Origin of the sequence: Streptomyces olivaceoviridis (genome assembly GCF_014650115.1) — a bacterium.
Classification (GTDB): Bacteria; Actinomycetota; Actinomycetes; order Streptomycetales; family Streptomycetaceae; genus Streptomyces; species Streptomyces olivaceoviridis.
In genome coordinates, this window is the sequence record NZ_BMUI01000009.1 from 254,665 (window position 1) to 276,920 (window position 22,256).

Sequence of the window (22,256 nt, forward strand, 5' to 3'; positions counted from 1 at the left end):
TGGACCTGAGCCTCGGCGCGGCTCGGGATCAGCCCGGCCGCACCACACTGTGGACGGGCGCCGCGATGCCGGAGACCGGTTCCTCGCGGACGTACGCGCCCGGCCTGGGCGCGTGGATCATCATGCCGTCGCCGGTGCAGAGTCCGACGTGGCCGGCATCGTCGTGGAAGAAGACGAGGTCGCCGGGACGGGCATCGGCCGGCGCGACCGGGGTGCCGGAGTCGGCCTGCTCGCGCGCGGTACGCGGGAGGGTGACGCCCGCGGACTTCCAGGCCGCCTGGGTGAGGCCCGCGCAGTCGTAGGAGCCGGGGCCTGCGGCGCCCCACACGCAGGGCTTCCCGACCTGGGCCCGGGCGAAGGCGATGGCCTTCCTGGCCTTGGTCGCGTAGGTGCCGGACGGTGTGGCGGCGGGCGCTGGGGCGGCGTCTGGGGCCGGGATGGCTTGGGCCGGGGTGGCGGACGGCACGGTGCTGGACGGTACGGCGGTGGTGGCCGTGGTGGCAGCCGCAGGGGTGGCAGGCACGGCGGGGGAAGGCGCAGCCGTAGAAGCCGTGCTGGTGGAAGCCGTGCTGGTGGAAGGCGCGGCAGTGGTCTGTGCCGTCCGCTGGGACAGCAGCACGCGCGCGTGGGCGAGCTTTTTCTGCACGGTCGCCTTGGCCGCCTTCGGACCGTTCACGGCCACTTCCGCCTGACGGGCCGCGGGCGGAGCGGGGATGGTGTGCGGCGCGGGCGGGGTGGCGGCCATGTCCAGGGCGGACGGGGTGGCGACCGTGCGCGGAGTGGGCACGGCGACGCCTGTGTCCGGTACGGGTGCGGGAATGGCCGTATCCCCGGCAGGGCGCGCCATGAGGGTGTCCCCGGCGGGCGACGTCATGGCCGCGCCCCGGGCGCCGATCGTTCCGCGCTGGGCCGGGATCACGGCCCGCTGTCCGGCGAGGCCCCGGTGCTGGGCGCGGCGGGCGACCTCGTCCCGGAGCCGCTGGAGGCTGTCAGCGGGTCGTCGTGAGGCCGCGGCCGACTCGACCCGCTCGCCTCCCTCGGCGCCCCGATCGGCTCGCCCGGTGCCCCGGTCGGGACCTCCGACCCCCCGATCGACCAGCGCAGCGCCCCGATCCACCAGTCCAGCCCCCCGATCGGCTCGCCCGGCCCCCCGGCCGCCCCGGCCCCCGTTCCTTCCCGCGGTCGTCGTCTCCGTCGCTGATTCGGCTCGGCGGTAGAAGTCCTCGATCTTGCGTTCGATCTCCTCCTGGCTCGGTCGGCCCGGGTCGGGCGAGGGGGCGGCCCCGGCCGTCTGGGGGAGCACGGCCACGGAGGTGAGTGCGGCGGTGGCGAGGGCGGGGGTGCGGACGTCCGCTCCCTGGGTTCCGCCGGGACGCGGCTGGGTTCCGCCGGGGCGCGGCTTGCGGTGCGACGCCAAGGGAGGCGACTCCTTCCGTACTGCCGCCTGCCGGGGTCGGCGGTGGGGGTACCCAGCCTTGGTCAGGGGTCCGGGAGGGTCCGGGCGGTGCTCGGAAGGGTTGCCCTACGGCGTCGTCCCGGGCGGGATTCGGCCGATTCACCCCAGGATCGGCGGGTCCCCGGCTCCGGGCACCGTGCGGGGCGCGCCGGATTCGGCGGAGGCCGCACGGCCCGGCGACGTTCGCCGGAGGGGGGTCGTGCGGCCTGACGGAAACCTAGCCAACTCGTGTGTCTTCTGTGAAGGTTGGTGCGCGGTTTGTCCGATACATTTCCGTGACCTTCTCTCCGGGCGTGCAGAGGTTCACGTTCGTGTGACCAGGCGCTTCCGATGTGTGAGCGATGGGTCCGTCCGGCCGACACGAAGATCAACTCGCGCCCGGAGCCGCCATGTTCCGGGGACCGCGACTGGTTGTCGGTGGGGCGCCCTAGACTCGTAGAGCGATGAGCAGCCTCTTTGACGACAGCTTCCTGGCGGACCTCCAGACCCCTCGCGGGCACGAGGAGGAACCACCGCCGCCGCCCGAGGACGATCACGCTCCGGAGCCGCTTCCGGACGATCTGTTCGGCGGGAAGTTCGACGTGCCACCGGACCGGGACGCCTACTACCGCGACGGCGCCCCGCGCCCCGCCCTCGACGCGGCGGCGCTGCTGGAGGGGCTGAACGAGAACCAGCGCGCCGCGGTCGTGCACGCGGACTCCCCGCTGCTCATCGTCGCCGGCGCCGGCTCCGGCAAGACCCGCGTGCTGACCCACCGCATCGCCTACCTGCTCGCCGAGCGGAACGTCCACCCGGGCCAGATCCTCGCGATCACCTTCACCAACAAGGCCGCGGGCGAGATGAAGGAGCGCGTCGAGCAGCTCGTCGGCCCCCGCGCGAACGCGATGTGGGTGATGACCTTCCACAGCGCGTGTGTGCGCATCCTGCGGCGCGAGAGCAAGAAGCTCGGCTTCACCTCGTCGTTCTCGATCTACGACGCCGCCGACAGCAAGCGCCTGATGGCCCTGGTCTGCCGCGACCTGGAGCTCGACCCCAAGCGCTTCCCGCCGAAGTCCTTCAGCGCCAAGATCAGCAACCTGAAGAACGAGCTGATCGACGAGGAGGACTTCGCCGCCCAGGCCACCGACGGCTTCGAGAAGACCCTGGCGCAGGCCTACGCCCTGTACCAGTCGCGGCTGCGCGAGGCGAACGCGCTGGACTTCGACGACCTGATCATGACGACGGTCAACCTGCTGCGCGCCTTCCCGGACGTCGCCGAGCACTACCGCCGCCGCTTCCGGCACGTCCTGGTGGACGAGTACCAGGACACCAACCACGCCCAGTACGCGCTCGTGCGGGAACTCGTCGGCACCGGCGAACACGATGAGGACACCCCGCCCGGCGAGTACGACATCCCGCCCGCCGAACTCTGCGTCGTGGGCGACGCCGACCAGTCGATCTACGCCTTCCGGGGTGCGACGATCCGCAACATCCTCCAGTTCGAGGAGGACTACCCGAACGCGACGACGATCCTGCTGGAGCAGAACTACCGCTCCACGCAGACCATCCTGTCCGCCGCCAACGCGGTCATCGAGCGCAACGAGTCCCGCCGCCCGAAGAACCTGTGGACCAACGCCGGTCAGGGTGCCCGGATCGTCGGGTACGTCGCCGACACCGAGCACGACGAGGCCCAGTTCGTCGCCGAGGAGATAGACCGCCTGGTCGACGCGGGCCACGCGCGCGCGGGAGACGTCGCCGTCTTCTACCGCACCAACGCCCAGTCCCGTGTCTTCGAAGAGATCTTCATCCGCGTCGGCCTGCCCTACAAGGTCGTCGGCGGTGTCCGCTTCTACGAGCGCAAGGAGGTCCGGGACGTCCTCGCCTACCTGCGTGTCCTCGCCAACCCCGAGGACTCGGTGCCGCTGCGCCGCATCCTCAACGTGCCCAAGCGGGGCATCGGCGAGCGTGCGGAGGCGATGGTCGACGCCCTCGCCCAGCGCGAGAAGATCAGTTTCCCGCAGGCCCTGAAGCGGGTGGACGAGGCGTACGGCATGGCCGCGCGCTCCACCAACGCGGTCAAGCGGTTCAACACGCTGATGGAGGACCTGCGGACGATCGTCGAGTCCGGCGCCGGACCGGCCACCGTGCTGGAGGCCGTCCTCGAACGCACCGGTTACCTGGCCGAGTTGCAGGCATCCACCGACCCGCAGGACGAGACCCGGATCGAGAACCTCCAGGAACTCGCGGCCGTGGCCCTGGAGTTCGAGCAGGAGCGGGGCGAGGGCGAGCAGGGGACCCTGGCCGACTTCCTGGAGCAGGTCGCCCTGGTCGCCGACTCCGACCAGATCCCGGACGAGGAGGACGGCGACGGCGTCATCACGCTGATGACCCTGCACACCGCCAAGGGTCTGGAGTTCCCGGTCGTGTTCCTGACCGGCATGGAGGACGGCGTCTTCCCGCACATGCGTGCCCTCGGCGAGATCAAGGAGCTGGAGGAGGAGCGGCGCCTGGCGTACGTCGGCATCACGCGCGCGCGGGAGCGGCTCTACCTCACGCGGTCGGCGCTGCGCAGCGCCTGGGGCCAGCCGTCGTACAACCCGCCCTCCCGCTTCCTGGAGGAGATCCCGCCCGCCCACGTGGAGTGGAAGCGGACCGGGGCGGCGGCGCCCATGGCCTCCGGGCCGGCGTCCGGGATCGCGGCCTCGCTGTCCTCGACCCGTTCCCGCTCCTCGGCATCGGGCGCGTCCGGGTTCGCCACGCGGCGCACGTCGGAGAAGCCGGTGGTCGCGCTGACCGTCGGGGACCGGGTCACCCACGACCAGTTCGGGCTCGGCACGGTCGTCGCCGTGAAGGGGACGGGCGCGAACGCGGAGGCGACGATCGACTTCGGCGACGCCAAGCCGAAGCGGCTGCTGCTGCGGTACGCGCCGGTGGAGAGGCTGTAACAGGAGGAAGGGCCCCGCTGGGGAGCGGGGCCCTGGTGTCTGCGCGGGATGTGTCTACGTGGGATCCAGCCCGTGGCTCCGCAGCCACGGCAGCGGGTCCATGGCCGCCCCGCCCGCCGGCCGTACCTCGAAATGCAGGTGCGGACCGGTGGAGTTGCCGGAGTTGCCGGAGTGGCCGATCGGCTCGCCGGCCTTGACGGTCGTGCCGGAGGCGACGCTGTAGCTGGAGAGGTGGCAGTACCAGGTCTCCGTGCCGTCCTTCGCCGTCACGATCATCATGTTGCCGTAGGCGCTGTTCCACTTGGTGGTGACGGTGCCGTCGGTGGCGGCCATCACCGTGGTGCCGTAGGAGACCGGGAAGTCGATGCCGGTGTGCACCGACATCCAGTTGATGCCCGCCTGGCCGAAGTAGGCGCTGAGTCCGTGCTGCGCGACCGGCAGCGCGAACTTGGGCCGCAGCCGCTCCTTGAGCGCGGCCTCCGCGGCAGCCTTCTTCTTCTCCAGCTCCTGCTGCGCCTTGAGGTCGATCCGCTCCTGGGTACGGCTCGCCCGGTCGGCGAAGTCGTCGGCGCCCGCGGAGAGCGTCTTGAGCTGGCTGTCCAGTTTGCTGTTGGCGACGGACGGCTTGACGGGCTGCGCGTCCGAGGCGGTGGTGGCGGTGTCCTTGGAGTCGTCGGTCAGTGCGCCGACGGAGGCGGCGGCGATCCCGGCCACCCCCATCACACAGGCCGACGGCACGGCGACGGTCAGCAGCGCGGAGCGCTTGGCGGGCGTACGGCGCCGGGAGCGCGCCCCGCCGCGCGAGCCCGCGGGGGTCGTCGGCGCCGGGGTGACCTCTTCCTGGTCGTCCAGCAGACCGCTCACGGCGGGCAGTTCGCCGGTGGAGTCCGACTCGCCCTCGGCGGCGGGCTGTTCGTCGAAGGCGGTGCCCTCGTACGGCACCTGCTCGAAGGCCGCGGTCGCCTGCGGATCACCCGCCTGCTCGAACGCGGACTGCGGGTCGCCGACCGCCTGGAAGGTCGCGGTGGCCTGCTGATCGAACGGTTCGCCACCCGGCTCGGACTGCGCCGGCACGCTCTGCCCCGCGGAGTTCCATTGCGTGGCGTCGTACGCGCCCGTGTCGAAGGTCTGGGTACCCCACTCCCACTGCTGGGTGGGGTCGGCGGCGCCGGACGGGTCCGGCTGCGACCAGGCGCTGGCGTCCCACTGGCCGCTGACGTCGTTCCCGGTGGGCTGTGCGGGGACGGTCCAGGCGGTGCTGTCGTAGACGCCGGAATCGTAGGCGGCGTAGTGCTGCGCCGCGTACGGGTCGTAGGCCGGGGTCTGGGCGGTGCCGGTCTGCCAGTGCGTGGTGTCGTACGCGCCGGTGGCCTGCTCGCCGCCTGGGAGGCTGCCGAAGAGCGGGTCGGTGTGGAAGGCCGTGGTGCTTGCGGAGCCACCGGTAAAACCGGTGGCGTCGTAACCGCCGTACGTGGTGAGGTCGTCGTAGGGGGCTTCCTGCGCCCCGTACGGCACGTAGTGTGCGGTGGAGGCGTCGGAAGCCGGGGCCGGGGTGGTCATGGTCCCCGACGGGTGACGGTCGTTCACCAACTTCTCTTTCGCCTCGACAACAGGGGCTGCCAGAGCAGTGCGGCGACTGTACCCGGCGGTACCTGGGCGCGACAATCTTCGGCCTGTTTCGCGTGGGCCGGAAACGGGCATTCGGCCGTGTTTCGGGGCTCCAGGACCCGACCTTGGCCTTGCGTTCGAAGAATGTTCGATGTCGAGCGGTGAGGTGTGGGCTGTGAACCGGTGGTGAATCGGTGGTGCGTCGGCTGTGCGTCGGGCGGTCTGTCGGCTGTGTGTCGGGGGGTCCGTCGGCTCTGCGGGGGTTCCGCGCTCCGGTCGCGGCCGGGTCTCAGGCCACCGTCAGGCCGCCGGCGGCCCGGTCCTCCGGGTGCGGGACGTCCAGGGCCTCGCGTATCCCGGCCGCCACGGCGGGATGCACGGGCAGGGCGAGATGGCCGATGCCGGTCACCCGGACGTTCTGCGCGTCCAGGTCCGGGTGCTCCAGGCGGGCCGACTCCAGGGGAACCACCAGGGAGTCCAGGTCGCTCCAGAAGCTCACGAAGCGGGTCCGGCAGCCGGGGGCGGGCCGGGCCAGCTCCTCGATCACCGCGGAGCCGGGCCGCATCTGCCGCACGATCGGGTGCGCGTCCGCCAGCGGCGCCACCCGGGTCCCCGAGTGCGGGGTGCCGAGGGTGACCAGCGTGCGTACCCGCAGGTCACCGCCCAGGCACTGGGTGTAGTAGCGCGCTATCAGGCCCCCGAGGCTGTGCCCGACGATGTCGACCCGGGCACTGCCGGTGCGCTCGCAGATCTCCTCGATGTGCCGGCCGAGCAGCTCGGCCGCGATGCGAATGTCGCAGGTCAGCGGCGAGTAGTTGAGTGACTCCACCCGGTGTCTGCCGTGCTGGGCGAGGGTGCGGCGGAGCAGGACGAACACCGAACGGTTGTCGATGAAGCCGTGCAGCAGGACGACCGGTGTCGCGGGGTGGACCGGCAGCCGGGTGGCGCCGTCCGTGGCGGGCAGGGCGCCGGAGCGCCGCTCCTGGATCAGGCCGGTCGGGTACAGCAGGAGGTGGCCCGCCAGGATCGCCGCCTCCAGGGCTGTCGCCCGCAGCAGCGTCATGGACAGTCCGGCCAGTCTGTCGGGCCACAGGCGGCGGCAGAGCGGGAGGAAGAGCGGCAAAACCCCGGTGACCTTCATGGGCACCTCCTGTCGGCACGCCGGGGGACGGCTCGACCCCCGTGTGCCCTCATGTCCCACCATGTGATTTCCCCCTCGCCGCGCACCGTAAAACTGCCGCTTGCGGGATGCTGGAGATAACGTTCGTTCACTTCGCGACGGTGGCGGAACGCGCCAAAAGTGCGGTACTTGTCGATACGGACGGAAGCGATCGCTTCCGTGGTCGCTTGATGGAGGCAGTGATGGGTGTGGCAGCCGGTCCGATCCGCGTGGTGGTCGCCAAGCCGGGGCTCGACGGCCACGATCGTGGGGCCAAGGTCATCGCGCGGGCCCTGCGCGACGCCGGTATGGAGGTCATCTACACCGGGCTCCACCAGACGCCGGAACAGATCGTCGACACCGCCATCCAGGAGGACGCCGACGCGATCGGCCTGTCCATCCTCTCCGGCGCCCACAACACGCTGTTCGCCGCGGTCATCGACCTGCTCAAGGAGCGCGAGGCCGAGGACATCCTCGTCTTCGGCGGCGGCATCATCCCGGAGGAGGACATCCCGCCGCTGAAGGAGAAGGGCGTGGCGGAGATCTTCACCCCCGGGGCGACGACCGCGTCGATCGTGGAGTGGGTCCGCGAGAACGTCCGCCAGCCGGCGGCGTCGGGGGGCTGACGGCCGCCTCCGGCGGTTGCGCGGCTCTTCCGGGTCGCCGATCCGGTCCCGGCGGTCGGCCTGCTCCCGCCGGGCAGGGGCTCTCCTCGGGCCGTCACACGGCTGCTCGCGCCCCGCTCCGCGGTTGCCCTCGGCCGGTACGCGGTTGCCCCGCGTCGAGCCGTTACGTGGCTGCCCCCGGCGGCCAGGTGGTTCTTTCGTGGGTCAGGCGGCTGCCTCCCGTGGCTGTGGCGGTGTCTCCGGCGGTTGCGTGGGTGTTCTCGGCGGTGGAGTGTCCGGGGTGGGCGGGGTCAGTTCCCGGGTCATCGCCGCCCGCAGCCGCAGGGTCGTGACCAGCCGCTGGAACGCCTCCGCCCAGTACCCGCCGGCCCCCGGCGCGGCGTCCTCCCGCTCGTCGGGCACCGCCAGCAGCGCCTCCAGCCGGACGGCCTCCGCCGGATCCAGGCAGCGCTCCGCCAGCCCCATCACCCCGCTGAAGCTCCACGGGTAACTGCCCGCGTCCCGAGCGATGTTCAGGGCGTCCACGACCGCCTGGCCCAGCGGGGGAGCCCAGGGGACCGCGCACACCCCGAGCAGCTGGAACGCCTCCGACAGGCCGTGCGTGGCGATGAACCCGGCGACCCACGCGGCCCGTTCCGCAGGAACCAGCGCGGCCAGCAGCTTCGCCCGCTCCGCCAGGGACACCGCGCCCGGCCCACCCGCCTCCGGTGCGGACGGCGAGCCGAGCAGGGCCCGCGACCAGGCGGCGTCCCGCTGCCGTACCGCCGCCCGGCACCAGGCCGCGTGCAGCTCACCCTGCCAGCCGTCCGCCACCGGCAGCGCGACGATCTCCTGCGGCGTGCGCCCGCCGAGCCGCTCCGACCAGGTGCCGAGCGGGGCGGCCTCCACCAACTGGCCCAGCCACCAGGACCGTTCCCCCCGCCCCGCGGGCGGTACGGCCACGACACCGTCCCGCTCCATGCCCGCGTCGCATTCGAGCGGCGCCTCCACCGCGATCGCCGGCGCGCTCCCCGTACGGTCCAGGGCCACACACGCCGAGGCCCGTACGGCCATCCGCGCGGCGAGCGCCGAGTCCGGCAGCGCCGACAGCAGTTCCGCCGCCGTCGCCCGGACGTTGCGGCTGCGGTCGCCCAACGCCTGCTCCAGGAACGGTTCGTCCGCGTCCGACAGTCCCGTGCGCAGCGAGTCGAGGAACATCAGGCGGTCCTCCGCCCGCTCCGCCGCCCACGTCGACGCCAGCAGTTCACGGCCCAGCGCGGGCGTGCGGACGCGCAGGGCCCCCAGCAGCGCCGCCCGCTCGGCGAACAGCCCCTCCTGCCACAGCCGGCGCACCGCCTCGGCGTCCCCCGGATCGGGCAGCGCCGCGCCGCCACCGGGGGCCGCGCGCAGGGCGAACCGCCAGTCCGGGTTCAGCCGGGCCAGCCACAGCGCGCGCGGGCCGGCGAAGGCCAGCGCCGCCGGACGCAGGTCCGTACGGCCCCGGGCCGCGTCCAGCAGTGCGGGCAGCAGCTGCGGGGGCGCCGCGTACCCGTGCGCGTTGGCCGTCGCGAGCCACTGGGGGAGCAGCTCCATGAGGTCCGGGGAGCTGCCCCGCCGGCTGCCGGCCGCGCCGCCGGACCGGTCGGCCAGCAGGGTGGTGAGTCTGCGGGCCGCCGGTGCGGGCAGGGCGGGGCGCGGATCGGCGGGCGCCGGGCCGGGCCGCCGCGCCGCCCGCGCGGGCCGCAGCCCGGCCCGCCGCCGTACGGTCGCCACGGCTGCCGCGTCGAGCAGTGCCACCGGGGCCGGGCGACCCGGCACGACGTGCGCCGGGGCACGCCGGTCGGTACCGAGGAGCGCGGTGGTGACCAGCTCCTCCCAGGAGGGCGCCGGGGCCTGTGAGGGGTTTGCGGAGGAGTCGGCCGAGTCGTCCGCGGTGCTGGCCGGCTTCTCCCGGGAGTGCCCCGGGGCGCCCGCGTCCCCGTCGGCCCGTGTCCCGTCGCTGAGCGGTGCCCCGTTCATCACGTTCCCTTCCCCTCCTTCTTTCCGTCCGCCTTCTGCCCTTCCGCGTGCGCCCGCCGGGATCAGCACAGCGGCACCGCCTCGCCCTCTCCCTCCGCCCAGGCCGTGAGCGGGGTGAAGCCGCGGTGGCCGCACTCGCCGAAGACCGTGACGGGGGCGCCGCCGGACAGGGCGACCAGCCGCCACAGGCCGGGCCGGGAGCGGGCTGCCCGGGTCATCGGCAGGGCCGTGTCGGTGTCCGCGTCGGCCAGTTGCCATCCCTCGCCGTCCGGGACCGGCGTCACCCGGTCCAGGGTCACGGGGACCGCGTCCAGCCACGGGTCGTCGCGCAGGGCCTCGCCGTACCGGGCCGCCGCCTCGGCCGTCGTCACTCCTGGTGGGCGGAACGCGGCCGGGACCGGCGGGGTGAACCGCTCGCCCAGGGCGGCCCGGGACCGGCCGGAGCCCGGGTACGCCGTCAGCTCCGCGTCCAGGGCGAGGCCCACCGGCAGCGACAGCTCCGGTGCCCGGCCCGCCGCTCCGTAGGACAGCAGCAGCCGGGTACCGCCGGACTCGGCGCCGTGCAGCCATATGCGGCGCGTCGTCAGTTTCGGGTCCACCGTGTCGTACTGGGCGAGGACCAGCCAGCGGTCGCGTACCGGCGGGCCGTCCGGCGCGGCGGGCAGGCCGAGCCGGGAGCGGACCGTGGCCGCGAGGCCGTCCGGCAGCCGGTCGCGGTGCAGCCAGCCCTGGTCGAGCAGGTGCAGCAGCGCGCACTCCTCCAGCAGCCGCGCCGGCCAGCCCGCGCCGGACGCCGGGACCGCCCCCAGTTCCCGGACCCGCGCGGCCAGTCCTGGCGCCTGGGCGTCGACCATGCGGGCCGCCGTCTCGTCCCACAGGCCGTATCCCGCGTGTTCGGCGGCGGCCAGGCCGCCGCGCAGCAGGTCGGTCAGGCGCTGCTCCAGCTCGCTCGCGCCCGCCGTGACCCGCTCGGCCCGGCGTTCGGCCCGGCGCCGGGCCGCCTGCGGATCGGCGGGCCCGGCGGCCGAACCCGCCTCGGCCCGCGCCCGTTCGGCCTCGGCGCGTCCACGCCGGTCCGCGAGCCACTGCCCGGCCCACTCCGGCGGCTGCGCGGCGGCCGGCACCGCGCCGTCGTCACCCGCCCACAGCAGAAGCAGCCCGAGCGCGTGCTTGCAGGGGAACTTACGGCTCGGGCAACTGCACTTGTACGCGGGCCCGGCCGCGCCGGCCAGGTCCACCACCGTCTGGTACGGCCTGCTGCCGCTGCCCTTGCACAGCCCCCACACCGTCCCCTCTCCGCTCCCCGTCCCGGACCACGGCCCGGCCACGGCGAGTTTGCTCCCCGTCTTGCGTGACGCGGCGTCAGGCGCCAGTGCCAGCACCTGGTCCGCGGTCCAGCGCACCCCCTGCTCAGTCATGTCTCCGACGGTAGGTCCCACCACTGACAATCGGCCCGGCGAGCGCGTTTGTGCTGGTCAGAGCGATTGTCAGTGGCGTGGTGCACGGTGGATGCCAGATCCGAACCGGCCGAGCTGGAGGGGGCCTCAGCCATGTCTGTGTCCGTGGAACCGACGACCGTGGAACCGACGACCGCCGCACCCGACCGCGACGAGACCGCGCAGGCGCTGCGACCGCACGCCGAGCACGCCTTCGCGGCCGAACTCGCCGCGCTCGCCGCCCAGGACGACCGCCCGCGCCCGGCCCGCTGGAAGCTGTCGCCGTGGGCGGTGGCGACGTACCTGCTCGGCGGCACCCTGCCGGACGGCACGGTGATCACACCCAAGTACGTGGGCCCGCGCCGCATCGTCGAGGTCGCCGTCACCACGCTCGCCACCGACCGCGCCCTGCTCCTGCTCGGCGTGCCCGGCACCGCCAAGACCTGGGTGTCGGAACACCTGGCCGCCGCCGTGAGCGGTGACTCGACGCTGCTGGTGCAGGGCACGGCCGGCACCCCGGAGGAGGCGATCCGGTACGGCTGGAACTACGCGCAGCTCCTCGCGCACGGCCCGAGCCGCGACGCGCTCGTGCCCAGCCCCGTCATGCGTGCCATGGCCGAGGGCATGACGGCCCGGGTGGAGGAGCTGACCCGCATCCCGGCCGACGTGCAGGACACGCTCATCACGATCCTGTCCGAGAAGACCCTGCCCATCCCCGAGCTGGGCCAAGAGGTCCAGGCGGTCCGCGGGTTCAACCTCATCGCCACCGCCAACGACCGCGACCGCGGGGTCAACGACCTCTCCAGCGCCCTGCGCCGCCGCTTCAACACCGTCGTGCTGCCGCTGCCGGAGAGCGCCGACGCCGAGGTCGACATCGTCACCCGCCGGGTCGAGCAGCTCGGCCGCTCCCTCGACCTGCCGGCCGCGCCCGACGGGATCGAGGAGATCCGCCGGGTCGTCACCGTCTTCCGCGAGCTGCGCGACGGCATCACCGCCGACGGCCGGACGAAGCTGAAGTCGCCCAGCGGCACGCTGTCCACCGCGGAGGCGATCTCCGTCGTCACGAACGGCCTCGCGCTCGCCGCCCACTTCGGCGACGGCGTGCTGCGGCCGGGAGACGTCGCCGCCGGCATCCTCGGCGCCGTCGTCCGGGACCCGGCGGCCGACCGGGTCGTCTGGCAGGAGTACCTGGAGACGGTCGTCCGCGAGCGCGAGGGCTGGACCGACTTCTACCGCGCCTGCCGGGAGGTGAGCGCATGACCGGTACCGGCGGGGGCACGGCGTACGCCTCCGGGCCGCTGCTGCTCGGGGTACGGCACCACGGGCCCGGGTCCGCGCGCGCGGTGCGGACCGCGCTGGACGCCGCCCGGCCGGCCGCCGTGCTGATCGAGGGCCCGCCCGAGGCCGACGCGCTGATCCCGCTGGCCGCCGACCCGGGCCTGCGGCCCCCGGTCGCCCTGCTCGCCCACGCCGTGGACGAACCCGGCCGCTCGGCCTTCTGGCCGTTCGCCGGGTTCAGCCCCGAGTGGGTGGCCCTGCGGTGGGCCCTGGAACAGGGCGTCCCGGCCCGCTTCATCGACCTGCCGGCCACACACACGCTGGCGTGGCAGAAGGAAGCGGACGAGTCCCGTCACGACGACGGCGACGACGGCGACGAAGGTGACGACGCCGGAGGGTCCGGGCCCGCACCCGATCCCGGCTCCGGTCACGGTGACCAGGTCCGTGTCGACCCGCTCGCCGTGCTCGCCGAGGCGGCCGGGTACGACGATCCCGAGCGCTGGTGGGAGGACGTCGTCGAGCACCGGGGGCCGGGCGCCCGCGACCCCTTCGCGCCGTTCGCGGCGGTGGCGGAGGCCATGGGAGCGCTGCGCGAGCGGTACGGCGCCGGCGGGCACCCCCGGGACCTCGTCCGCGAGGCGCACATGCGGCTCCGGCTGCGGGACGCGCGCAAGGAGTTCGGGGACGCCGTCGCCGTGGTCTGCGGGGCCTGGCACGTGCCCGCGCTGCGCGAGCGGGCCACCGTCACCGCCGACCGGGCGCTGCTCAAGGGGCTGCCCAGGACCAGGACCGACCTGACCTGGGTGCCGTGGACCCACCGCAGGCTGGCCCGGTCCGGCGGCTACGGCGCCGGCATCGACTCGCCCGGTTGGTACGGGCATCTGTTCCACGCGCCCGACCGGCCGGTCGAGCGGTGGTTGACCAAGGTGGCCCGGCTGCTGCGCGAGGAGGACCGGATCGTGTCCTCCGCGCACGTCATCGAGGCCGTACGGCTCGCGGAGACCCTGGCCGCGCTGCGGGGCCGCCCGCTGCCCGGCCTGGGCGAGACGACCGACGCGGTGCGGGCGGTGCTGTGCGACGGCTCGGACGTGCCGCTGGCGCTGGTGCACGACCGGCTGGTGGTCGGGGACGTGCTGGGCGAGGTCCCGGAGTCGGCGCCCGCGGTGCCGTTGCAGCGCGACCTGGCCCGGCAGCAGCGGTCGCTGCGGCTGAAACCCGAGGCGCTGGAGCGCGAGCTGGAGCTGGACCTGCGCGGCGACACCGACGCCGGCCGCAGCAGGCTGCTGCACCGGCTGCGGCTGCTCGGCGTCGACTGGGGCGAGCCGACCCGGTCCCGGGGGAGCACGGGCACGTTCCGGGAGACGTGGCGGCTGCGCTGGGAGCCCGAACTGTCGGTGCGGGTCGCGGAGGCGGGCGTGTGGGGGACGACCGTCCACGCGGCGGCACGGGCCAAGGCGGAGGCGGACGCGACGGCGGCGCGGGCACTCGCCGACGTCACCGCGCTCGCCGAGCAGTGCCTGCTGGCCGGGCTGCCGGACGCGCTGCCCGTGGTCATGCGGGTGCTCGCCGACCGGGCGGCCCTGGACACCGACGTCGGCCATCTCGCCCAGGCCCTGCCCGCCCTGGTCCGCTCGCTGCGCTACGGCGACGTGCGCGGCACCGACACCGGCGCGCTGGCCGAGGTCGCGGCGGGCCTCGCCGAACGCGTCTTCGTCGGCCTGCCCCCGGCCTGCGTCGCACTGGACACCGACGCGGCGGAGGAGATGCGCGGTCACGTGGACGCCGTGCACACGGCCGTGGGACTCCTGACGGAGAGCCTGACCGGGGTGTCCAGGGGGACGGCCGACAGGGGCGCCGCCGGCCCTAGGGGACAGGGCGGGGGAGGTGCCGGCGGTACAGGCGGAAACGGCACCGGTGCGGCTGCCGCTGCGGCTGCGGGGTCGGTCGGCGAGGGTGTGGGCGCTGCTGCCGGAGGCGGTGGGCTGCGGGGGCGCTGGCGGGCCGTGTTGCGGGTGCTGGCCCTGCGGGACACCGCGCCCGGTGTCATCCGGGGCCGGGCCGTGCGGCTGTTGCTGGACGACGGGGCGCTGGCACCCGAGGAGGCGGCCCGGCTGATGGGGCTCGCGCTGTCGCCGGGCACGCCTCCCGCCGCTGCCGCCGCCTGGGTGGAGGGCTTCGCCGGTGGCGGGGGCGGCCTGCTGCTCGTGCACGACGAGCGGCTGCTCGCCCTGCTGGACACCTGGCTGACCGGGGTTCCGGCGGACGCCTTCACGGACGTACTGCCGCTGCTGCGGCGCACCTTCGCGGCGTACGAGCCGGGGGTGCGCAGAACCCTCGGCGAACTGGTGCGGCGCGGCCCCGGAGGCCGGCCCGGTGGGAACGCCGCCCAGGGAGCCACGCTCCCCGGCTTCGCCGCCGAACCGGACACCGGACGTGCCGATGCCGTGCTCCCGGTCCTGCGGCTGCTGCTCGGCCTGGACACGCGCCTCGACACGGTGCCCGCCCCGGCGCACACCCCTCCACCCAGTGCGACGCGCGAAGCGATACACGAGACGGCACCCGATTCCACGCACGACGACAGCCTCACAGGGGTGGGCACATGACGGACAGGGCGGACAGGACAGTTAGGTCAGGCAGGTCGGACAGGTCGGCCACGACGGACAGCTCGGCCGCCGCCGCGATCGCCACCGCGGCCGGGTCGACGGTGTCGGCCGCGGACGTGGACCCCGCGCGGGAGCGGCTGCGGCGGTGGCGGATGGTGCTCGGCGGGGACCAGGCCGACGGCACCGGGTACGCGCTGTCCGGGCGGGACGCGGCGATGGACGGCACGCTGGCCGCGCTCTACGGCAGGGGCGACAAGCCGCAGACGGGCCGGGACCGCTCGGCGGGGCTCGGTGCCTCGGCACCGTCCGTGGCGCGCTGGCTCGGGGACATCCGCCGCTACTTCCCGTCCTCCGTCGTCCAGGTCATGCAGCGCGACGCCATCGACCGCCTCGGCCTCGCCTCCCTGCTGCTGGAGCCGGAGATGCTGGAGGCGGTGGAGGCCGACGTGCACCTGGTCGGCACGTTGCTCTCGCTGCACAAGGCGATGCCGGAGACGACCCGGGAGACGGCCCGCGCGGTCGTGCGCAAGGTGGTGGAGGACCTGGAGAAGCGGCTCGCCACCCGCACCCGTGCCACCCTCACCGGCGCCCTGGACCGCAGTGCCCGCGTCACCCGCCCGCGCCACCACGACATCGACTGGAACCGCACCGTCGCGGCCAACCTCAAGCACTATCTGCCCGAGCACCGCACGGTCGTGCCGGAGCGGCTCATCGGCTACGGGCGGGCCGCGCGCTCGGTGAAGAAGGAGGTCGTGCTCTGCATCGACCAGTCCGGGTCGATGGCGTCGTCCGTGGTGTACGCGTCGGTGTTCGGCGCGGTCCTCGCCTCCATGCGGTCGCTCAGCACCCGGCTGGTCGTCTTCGACACCGCGGTCGTCGATCTCACCGACCAACTGGACGACCCGGTCGACGTGCTCTTCGGCACCCAGCTCGGCGGCGGTACCGACATCAACCGGGCGCTCGCCTACTGCCAGGCGCGGATCACCCGGCCGGCCGAGACCGTCGTCGTGCTGATCAGCGATCTCTTCGAGGGAGGTATCCGCCAGGAGATGCTCAAGCGGGTCGCGGCGATGAAGGCGTCGGGGACGCAGTTCGTGGCGCTGCTCGCGCTGTCGGACGAGGGGGCGCCCGCGTACGACCGCGACCACGCGGCGGCGCTGGCCGCGCTCGGCGCACCGGCCTTCGCCTGCACGCCCGACCTGTTCCCCGAGGTGATGGCCGCCGCGCTGGAGAAACGGCCCCTGCCGATACCGGAGACCGCGTGACACCGGGCCGGAAGGGGCACCGGACAACGGGACACCGGACAACGTGACACCGGGCGGCGTGACACCGGGCCGGAAGGGGCACCCGACAGCCGGAGTGGGTGGCGCGCACAGCTCCGTGGGGTGGCCGGCCCGGGTGGTCGAAAGCCGTCGGCTCGTCCGGGCGGACCCTCGCGGACGGGGTGCGTGGTCCCCATTGGGGTGGGGATCAAGCGCCCCGGCCCCGGGGCGACCCGGGGCCGCCAGGGGGTCTCACCGGGTCAACCCCAGCCCGGTGAGGCCTCGCACAACGCCCGTACCGCACGCGAAGGTGGCACGCTGTGCCAGGGAAACCGGCATCATGTGACAGGTATCACCGCTCAGGTGTGACCCGCGATTTAGAGGGCCCCCGCAAGCAGCGATAACCTGCGAGACGGACATGCCGCGCGCTCGGACACCGTGTGCGCTTCCCTAGTGACAGCGGACGTCACGTTGCCCTTCGCGGCACGCCCACGCATCCAACGAACCGCGAGATCACTGATAGGGACGGAAGCGCGTGGACCTGTTCGAGTACCAGGCGAGGGACCTCTTCGCCAAGCACGATGTACCGGTGCTGGCCGGTGAAGTCATCGACACGCCTGAGGCGGCGCGCGAGATCACCGAGCGGCTCGGCGGCAAGTCCGTCGTCAAGGCGCAGGTGAAGGTCGGTGGTCGCGGCAAGGCCGGCGGCGTCAAGCTGGCCGCCTCCCCGGACGAGGCCGTCGCCCGCGCGACGGACATCCTCGGCATGGACATCAAGGGCCACACGGTCCACAAGGTCATGATCGCCGAGACCGCGCCGGAGATCGTCGAGGAGTACTACGTCTCCTTCCTCCTTGACCGTGCCAACCGCACCTTCCTGTCCATCGCGTCCGTCGAGGGCGGCATGGAGATCGAGGAGGTGGCGGCCACCCGTCCGGAGGCCGTCGCCAAGACCCCGATCAACCCGATCGACGGTGTGGACGAGGCCAAGGCCCGCGAGATCGTGGAGGCCGCCAAGTTCCCGGCCGAGGTCGCGGACAAGGTCGTCAACGTCCTGATCAAGCTGTGGGACACCTTCCTCAAGTCGGACGCCCTCCTCGTCGAGGTCAACCCGCTCGCGAAGGTCGCCTCCGGTGAGGTCATCGCGCTCGACGGCAAGGTGTCGCTCGACGACAACGCCGAGTTCCGTCACCCCGAGTACGAGGCGCTCCACGACAAGGCCGCGGCCAACCCGCTGGAGGCCGCCGCCAAGGAGAAGAACCTCAACTACGTCAAGCTCGACGGTGAGGTCGGCATCATCGGCAACGGCGCCGGTCTCGTCATGAGCACCCTGGACGTCGTCGCGTACGCCGGTGAGAAGCACGGTGGCGTCAAGCCCGCCAACTTCCTGGACATCGGCGGCGGCGCCTCCGCCCAGGTGATGGCGAACGGCCTGGAGATCATCCTGGGCGACCCGGACGTCAAGTCCGTCTTCGTGAACGTCTTCGGTGGCATCACCGCCTGCGACGAGGTCGCCAACGGCATCGTGCAGGCCCTGAAGCTCCTGGAGGACCGCGGCGAGAAGGTCGAGAAGCCGCTCGTCGTCCGCCTCGACGGCAACAACGCCGAGCTGGGCCGGAAGATCCTCACGGACGCCAACCACCCGCTGGTGCAGCGCGTCGACACCATGGACGGCGCGGCCGACAAGGCCGCCGAGCTGGCCGCCGCCAAGTAAGCACGAGGACGAGGACTCAAACCACCATGGCTATCTGGCTCAACAAGGACAGCAAGGTCATCGTCCAGGGCATGACCGGCGCCACCGGCATGAAGCACACCAAGCTCATGCTCGGTGACGGCACGAACGTCGTGGGCGGCGTGAACCCGCGCAAGGCGGGTCAGACCGTGGACTTCGACGGCACCGAGGTACCGGTCTTCGGCACCGTCAAGGAGGCCATCGAGAAGACCGGCGCCAACGTCTCCGTCATCTTCGTGCCGGAGAAGTTCACCAAGGACGCGGTCGTCGAGGCCATCGACGCCGAGATCCCGCTGGCCGTCGTGATCACCGAGGGCATCGCCGTGCACGACACGGCCGCCTTCTGGGCGTACGCCGGCAAGAAGGGCAACAAGACCCGGATCATCGGCCCGAACTGCCCCGGCATCATCACCCCGGGCCAGTCGAACGTCGGCATCATCCCGGGCGACATCACCAAGCCGGGCCGCATCGGCCTGGTGTCGAAGTCCGGCACGCTGACGTACCAGATGATGTACGAGCTGCGCGACATCGGCTTCTCCACCGCTGTCGGCATCGGTGGCGACCCGATCATCGGCACCACGCACATCGACGCCCTGGCCGCGTTCCAGGACGACCCCGACACCGATCTGATCGTGATGATCGGTGAGATCGGTGGCGACGCCGAGGAGCGCGCGGCCGCGTTCATCAAGGAGAACGTGACCAAGCCGGTCGTCGGTTACGTCGCGGGCTTCACCGCGCCCGAGGGCAAGACCATGGGCCACGCCGGCGCCATCGTCTCCGGCTCGTCCGGTACCGCCCAGGCGAAGAAGGAGGCCCTGGAGGCCGCGGGCGTCAAGGTCGGCAAGACCCCGACCGAGACGGCGAAGCTGGCCCGGGAGATCCTGAGCGCCTGACCTCCCCCTCTTCACAGTCGGTAGGCCCGTTCCCCCGCCGGGGCGGGCCTACCGGCGTTTCCTGGAGCGCCACCGCTCACTTCGGCTCCGGTGCCAGCCTCTCCGGCCCGCTCGCCTCCGACCGGTGGAGCTTCGTCCGCAGTTCCTGCTCCTGCCGGGAGAGCGGACCCAGGCCGGCCGGCGGGGGAACGCCCTGTACCGCCCGGGCGGGTGCGACCGGGGCCTCGTAGCGCGTCGGTGCGGTGCGGAGCGTGAGCGTCGTCGCGCCGATGATCGTCACCGTGAAGGCGATGGCCGCGCGGGTCCAGAAGACGTTCCGGCGTTCGCAGCCGGTCCGTACCGTCGTCGACCTCTCCGCGCGGAGCCGCTCCCTGGAGGACAGTTCGAGCATGCGGCGGTGCAGCGTCTCCGGATCGGCCAGTTCCGGCAGCAGCGCGGCCACCGCCTCCCGGGCGTGGAGCAGCCGGTTCGCGGCGGCCGGTGTGCTCGCCTCCGTCTCCGCCGCCGTCTCCGGCAGGTCGAGGCCCACACCGTCGTACAGCACGAGCGTGCGCCGGTACGACGCCGGCAGCCCCAGCAGGGCGTTCAGCAGGGCCTGGTCGGCCGGGTCGGCGGGCGGGGGTTCCGGGGAGCGGTAGCGGGGGCGGAAGCGGTGCCAGGGGGAGAGCGCGCAGTCGTACGCGACCGCCCGTACCCAGCCGGCCGGGTCACGGTCCCGGGCCACCTCGGGCCAGCGTTGCCAGGCGAGCTGGAAGGCCCGCTCCACGGATTCGCGGGCCAGTTCCCGGCGCCCGGTGAGCAGATAGGTCTGGCGCACGAGGGCGGGGGCGCAGAAGGCGTACAGCGCGTCGAAGGCCTGAGCGGGGGTCAGCGAGGGCGTCTGTCCGGTCGTCAGGCGCGCCTTGGGCGAACGGTTCTGAGGGGCCGTCGGCTCGGAACTCTGCGTCGTCACTATGCACCCTTCTGTACGAAAAAGAACATAAACGTATATTGAGCGACACTTCGGAGGTTCGCCTGTTACGACGGGAAAGCGCGTGTCGTTGGGAGCATGGCGAGCGTGATCCAGATGACCGTTCGCCGCTCCTCGATGTCGCCCGTGGTCAACCGGATGCGCGACCGCTCACCAGGACTCGGCGCGAGCCTGCTGGGCGGTGCCGTCGCGGCCGGACTGGGCCTCGCCTCGTTCGCCGTGCTCGTGATGATGCTGTGGGTGAGCTCGCCCTATCCGGACAGCGGACCGGACGGCGCGCTGCACATCGCCGCCGCCCTGTGGCTGCTGGCGCACGGGGTGGAACTGACCCGCACAGAGACGCTCTCCGGCGCGCCCATGCCCGTCGGCGTCACCCCACTGCTGCTGCTCGCCCTGCCGCTGTGGCTGCTGTACCGGGCGGCGCGGGACGCCACCGACGCGTCCGCCGAACCGGACGGCCCGCCACCGGTGCCGGCGCGTACGGCGTGGACGGGTGTGGTCCTCGGCTATCTGGGTGTCGGCGTCGCCGCGGCGCTGTACTGCTCCCGGGGTGAACTGCGCCCGGGGTGGCTCTGGGTGACGGTGTGTCTGCCGCTGGTCGCGGCGGGCGCGGCCGGTGCCGGGGTGTGGTCGGCGTACGGCCGCCCGCGCGAGCCGGTGCTGAGCGCGCTGGTGGTGGTGCCGGGGCCGGTGCGGCGGCTGCTGTTCGGCACGGACGAGTGGGCGCGGCTGAGCGCGGCCGTACGCGCCGCCGGTGCCGCGACGACGGTGCTGTTCGGGGGCGGCGCGCTGCTGGTCGCGGTGTCACTGGTGTGGCACGGCGAGCCCGCGCGGGCCTCCTTCCTCCAGCTGACACAGGGTTGGACGGGACGGTTCGCCGTACTGCTGCTCGGCATCGCGCTGATCCCCAACGCGGCCGTCTGGGCCGCCTCCTACGCGCTCGGCCCCGGCTTCCTCCTCGGCGCCGGACACCTGGTCCGCCCGCTCGCCTCCGACCCGGCGCCGCTGCTGCCGCCGTTCCCGCTGCTGGCCGCGGTGCCGGAGCCGGGCGCCGGTACGCCGGAGAACTGGGCGGCGGGGGTGGTGCCGGCGGTGGCCGGGATGACGGCGGGGTGGTTCGTGGCGCGGGCGGCCGTGCGCCGGACGGAGGCCGGGGGACCGGCCCGGGCCCGCTGGTCGGCCGGCCGTACCGCCGGGGTGGTGCTGCTGACGGCACTGGTCTGCGCGGCGGCCCTCGCCCTGCTCGCCGCGCTGGCGGGCGGTCCCCTGGGCGTCGGCACGCTGTCCCGTCTCGGCCCGGCGTGGTGGCGGACCGGGGGCGCGGCCGGGGCCTGGACGCTGGTGTTCGCGCTGCCGGTGGCCCTGATCGCCCGGGCCTGGCGGCTGCGCACCTGGCTGCGGCGCCACGACAGCCCCCCGGCCCAGGCCACGGAGACGGGGGCCATGGTCCTGAAGGGGACACAGGGCGGCAAGGGGGCGGCGACGCCGGTGGCCGGGGTGAACGGTGGCGTCGCGGTGGTGACTCCGGCGGTCGCGGGGAAGGGCGGTGCCGGGGTGGTGACGGCGACGGTCGCGGGGAGGGATGACGTGGGAGCCATGATGCCGGCGCCCGCGGCGAAGGCGGGGCGGACGGGAGAGGGAGGGGAGACGGGGGCTGCGGAAGACGCCGGGGTGGCGGCGACCACGGGCCGGGACACGGGCAAGGCGGCCGGTGAAGCCGGGCGCGGCGAGGGTGGGCCGGCCGTGGCCGAGGGCGGTACGGGAAGCGGGGGCGCGGCGGACAGGCCCAAGGTGTGGGGCCGGAGCAAGGACGGCAAGGGGGGTACGACCGCTCGGGCAGGGGTGGTGACCGGTGCGACCGGTGCGACCGGAGCGGAGGAGGAGGACCGGTACGAGGTCCTTCCCGCCGACGACGCGTTCCCGACCTCGTACCCGACTCCGGTCCCCGCGCCGGTTCGGAATCCGGTCGCCGAGCCGTTCGCCGCGAGCCGGCACGACGACGTCGCCCGCGCCTCCCGCTGGGCGGCCCTGAAGCAGACGGCAGGAACCCGGGAGAACGCCCGCGAGACCGACCGAGGGAACGACCGCGGGGACGCCACCGAGGGCGCCGCCCCCGACACCGCACCCCGCCCACGCACGGAGCCCCACGCCGAGACGCGCCCCGAGAGGCACCCTGCGACGCGCCCCGAGACGCACGCCGGGCTTCAGCCGGAGCCGGACGCCGACCGGCGTCCCAGGTCCCGCCCCGACGTCCGCCCCGACCTCAGCCCGGACCCCGGCCCCGGCCCCCGAGCGGACTTCTCCGAGTGAG

General features: G+C 73.7%; 14 protein-coding genes. 8 read left to right on the forward strand and 6 right to left on the reverse strand.

Annotated elements, in window-relative coordinates; all coding sequences use genetic code 11:
• Positions 1 to 28 precede the first annotated feature (28 nt).
• Positions 29 to 1,417 carry a C40 family peptidase gene (locus IE273_RS43585; protein WP_229887293.1) on the reverse strand — a complete coding sequence of 463 codons (1,389 nt, stop codon included), beginning with the start codon at positions 1,415 to 1,417 and terminating at the stop codon, positions 29 to 31.
• Between the two features lie 482 nt (positions 1,418 to 1,899).
• Between IE273_RS43585 and pcrA the strand changes: the two genes are divergently transcribed.
• On the forward strand, positions 1,900 to 4,380 hold the full coding sequence (pcrA, locus tag IE273_RS19925) for a DNA helicase PcrA (protein ID WP_189816518.1): 2,481 nt from the start codon (positions 1,900 to 1,902) through the stop codon (positions 4,378 to 4,380).
• 54 nt (positions 4,381 to 4,434) lie between these two features.
• Here the strand turns inward: pcrA and IE273_RS19930 are convergent, their stop codons facing one another.
• Both IE273_RS19930 and IE273_RS19935 read right to left on the reverse strand, forming a co-directional pair.
• The gene (locus tag IE273_RS19930; RefSeq protein WP_189816519.1) at positions 4,435 to 5,967 is read right to left on the reverse strand and encodes a M23 family metallopeptidase; all 1,533 of its coding nucleotides are present in this window, start codon (positions 5,965 to 5,967) and stop codon (positions 4,435 to 4,437) included.
• A 310-nt stretch (positions 5,968 to 6,277) separates the two neighbouring features.
• Positions 6,278 to 7,129, reverse strand: coding sequence for an esterase/lipase family protein (locus tag IE273_RS19935; RefSeq protein WP_189816520.1), 852 nt, complete (start codon positions 7,127 to 7,129; stop codon positions 6,278 to 6,280).
• Positions 7,130 to 7,350: 221 nt separating this feature from the next.
• On the opposite strand from IE273_RS19935, the gene icmB reads away from it, so the two are divergent.
• Positions 7,351 to 7,773: a coenzyme B12-dependent isobutyryl CoA mutase small subunit gene (gene icmB / locus IE273_RS19940; protein WP_189816521.1), complete on the forward strand. Its 423-nt coding sequence runs from the start codon at positions 7,351 to 7,353 to the stop codon at positions 7,771 to 7,773.
• Positions 7,774 to 7,977: 204 nt separating this feature from the next.
• On the opposite strand, the gene IE273_RS19945 is transcribed toward icmB, so the two are convergent.
• Entirely contained in the window at positions 7,978 to 9,771 is a 1,794-nt protein-coding gene (locus tag IE273_RS19945) for a DUF5691 domain-containing protein (protein ID WP_373309371.1), read from the reverse strand.
• 62 nt (positions 9,772 to 9,833) lie between these two features.
• The gene (locus tag IE273_RS19950; protein WP_189816523.1) at positions 9,834 to 11,189 is read right to left on the reverse strand and encodes an SWIM zinc finger family protein; all 1,356 of its coding nucleotides are present in this window, start codon (positions 11,187 to 11,189) and stop codon (positions 9,834 to 9,836) included.
• A gap of 132 nt (positions 11,190 to 11,321) precedes the next feature.
• Here IE273_RS19950 and IE273_RS19955 point away from each other — a divergent pair, with 132 nt between their 5' ends.
• From IE273_RS19955 to sucD, 5 genes are all read left to right on the forward strand, one after another.
• On the forward strand, positions 11,322 to 12,467 hold the full coding sequence (locus IE273_RS19955; protein WP_189816524.1) for an ATP-binding protein: 1,146 nt from the start codon (positions 11,322 to 11,324) through the stop codon (positions 12,465 to 12,467).
• A complete protein-coding gene (locus IE273_RS19960) occupies positions 12,464 to 15,088 on the forward strand; it encodes a DUF5682 family protein (protein WP_189816525.1) in 2,625 nt (874 codons plus the stop codon). The genes IE273_RS19955 and IE273_RS19960 overlap by 4 nt, the downstream gene beginning before the upstream one ends.
• A 152-nt stretch (positions 15,089 to 15,240) precedes the next feature.
• Complete coding sequence (locus IE273_RS19965) at positions 15,241 to 16,353, forward strand: VWA domain-containing protein (protein ID WP_189816554.1); 1,113 nt, start codon at positions 15,241 to 15,243, stop codon at positions 16,351 to 16,353.
• 532 nt (positions 16,354 to 16,885) lie between these two features.
• Positions 16,886 to 18,064: an ADP-forming succinate--CoA ligase subunit beta gene (sucC, locus tag IE273_RS19970; RefSeq protein WP_189816526.1), complete on the forward strand. Its 1,179-nt coding sequence runs from the start codon at positions 16,886 to 16,888 to the stop codon at positions 18,062 to 18,064.
• 26 nt (positions 18,065 to 18,090) lie between these two features.
• The gene (gene sucD, locus IE273_RS19975; protein ID WP_103817658.1) at positions 18,091 to 18,975 is read left to right on the forward strand and encodes a succinate--CoA ligase subunit alpha; all 885 of its coding nucleotides are present in this window, start codon (positions 18,091 to 18,093) and stop codon (positions 18,973 to 18,975) included.
• Between the two features lie 76 nt (positions 18,976 to 19,051).
• Here sucD and IE273_RS19980 read toward each other — a convergent pair whose 3' ends face one another.
• Positions 19,052 to 19,927, reverse strand: coding sequence for a SigE family RNA polymerase sigma factor (locus IE273_RS19980; protein ID WP_189816527.1), 876 nt, complete (start codon positions 19,925 to 19,927; stop codon positions 19,052 to 19,054).
• A 96-nt stretch (positions 19,928 to 20,023) separates the two neighbouring features.
• On the opposite strand from IE273_RS19980, the gene IE273_RS19985 reads away from it, so the two are divergent.
• Positions 20,024 to 22,255 (forward strand): cell division protein PerM, encoded by a 2,232-nt coding sequence (locus tag IE273_RS19985; protein WP_308437049.1) that lies wholly within the window; start codon positions 20,024 to 20,026, stop codon positions 22,253 to 22,255.
• Position 22,256: the final 1 nt, after the last annotated feature.

Coding starts and splice junctions, on each gene's coding strand:
- IE273_RS19985 (WP_308437049.1), top strand. CDS start 20,024: ATGGCGAGCGTGATCCAGATGACCGTTCGCCGCTCCTCGATGTCGCCC.
- IE273_RS19960 (WP_189816525.1), top strand. CDS start 12,464: ATGACCGGTACCGGCGGGGGCACGGCGTACGCCTCCGGGCCGCTGCTG.
- sucD (WP_103817658.1), top strand. CDS start 18,091: ATGGCTATCTGGCTCAACAAGGACAGCAAGGTCATCGTCCAGGGCATG.
- icmB (WP_189816521.1), top strand. CDS start 7,351: ATGGGTGTGGCAGCCGGTCCGATCCGCGTGGTGGTCGCCAAGCCGGGG.
- IE273_RS19965 (WP_189816554.1), top strand. CDS start 15,241: ATGGTGCTCGGCGGGGACCAGGCCGACGGCACCGGGTACGCGCTGTCC.
- IE273_RS19945 (WP_373309371.1), bottom strand. CDS start 9,771: ATGAACGGGGCACCGCTCAGCGACGGGACACGGGCCGACGGGGACGCG.
- IE273_RS19950 (WP_189816523.1), bottom strand. CDS start 11,189: ATGACTGAGCAGGGGGTGCGCTGGACCGCGGACCAGGTGCTGGCACTG.
- pcrA (WP_189816518.1), top strand. CDS start 1,900: ATGAGCAGCCTCTTTGACGACAGCTTCCTGGCGGACCTCCAGACCCCT.
- IE273_RS19955 (WP_189816524.1), top strand. CDS start 11,322: ATGTCTGTGTCCGTGGAACCGACGACCGTGGAACCGACGACCGCCGCA.
- IE273_RS19935 (WP_189816520.1), bottom strand. CDS start 7,129: ATGAAGGTCACCGGGGTTTTGCCGCTCTTCCTCCCGCTCTGCCGCCGC.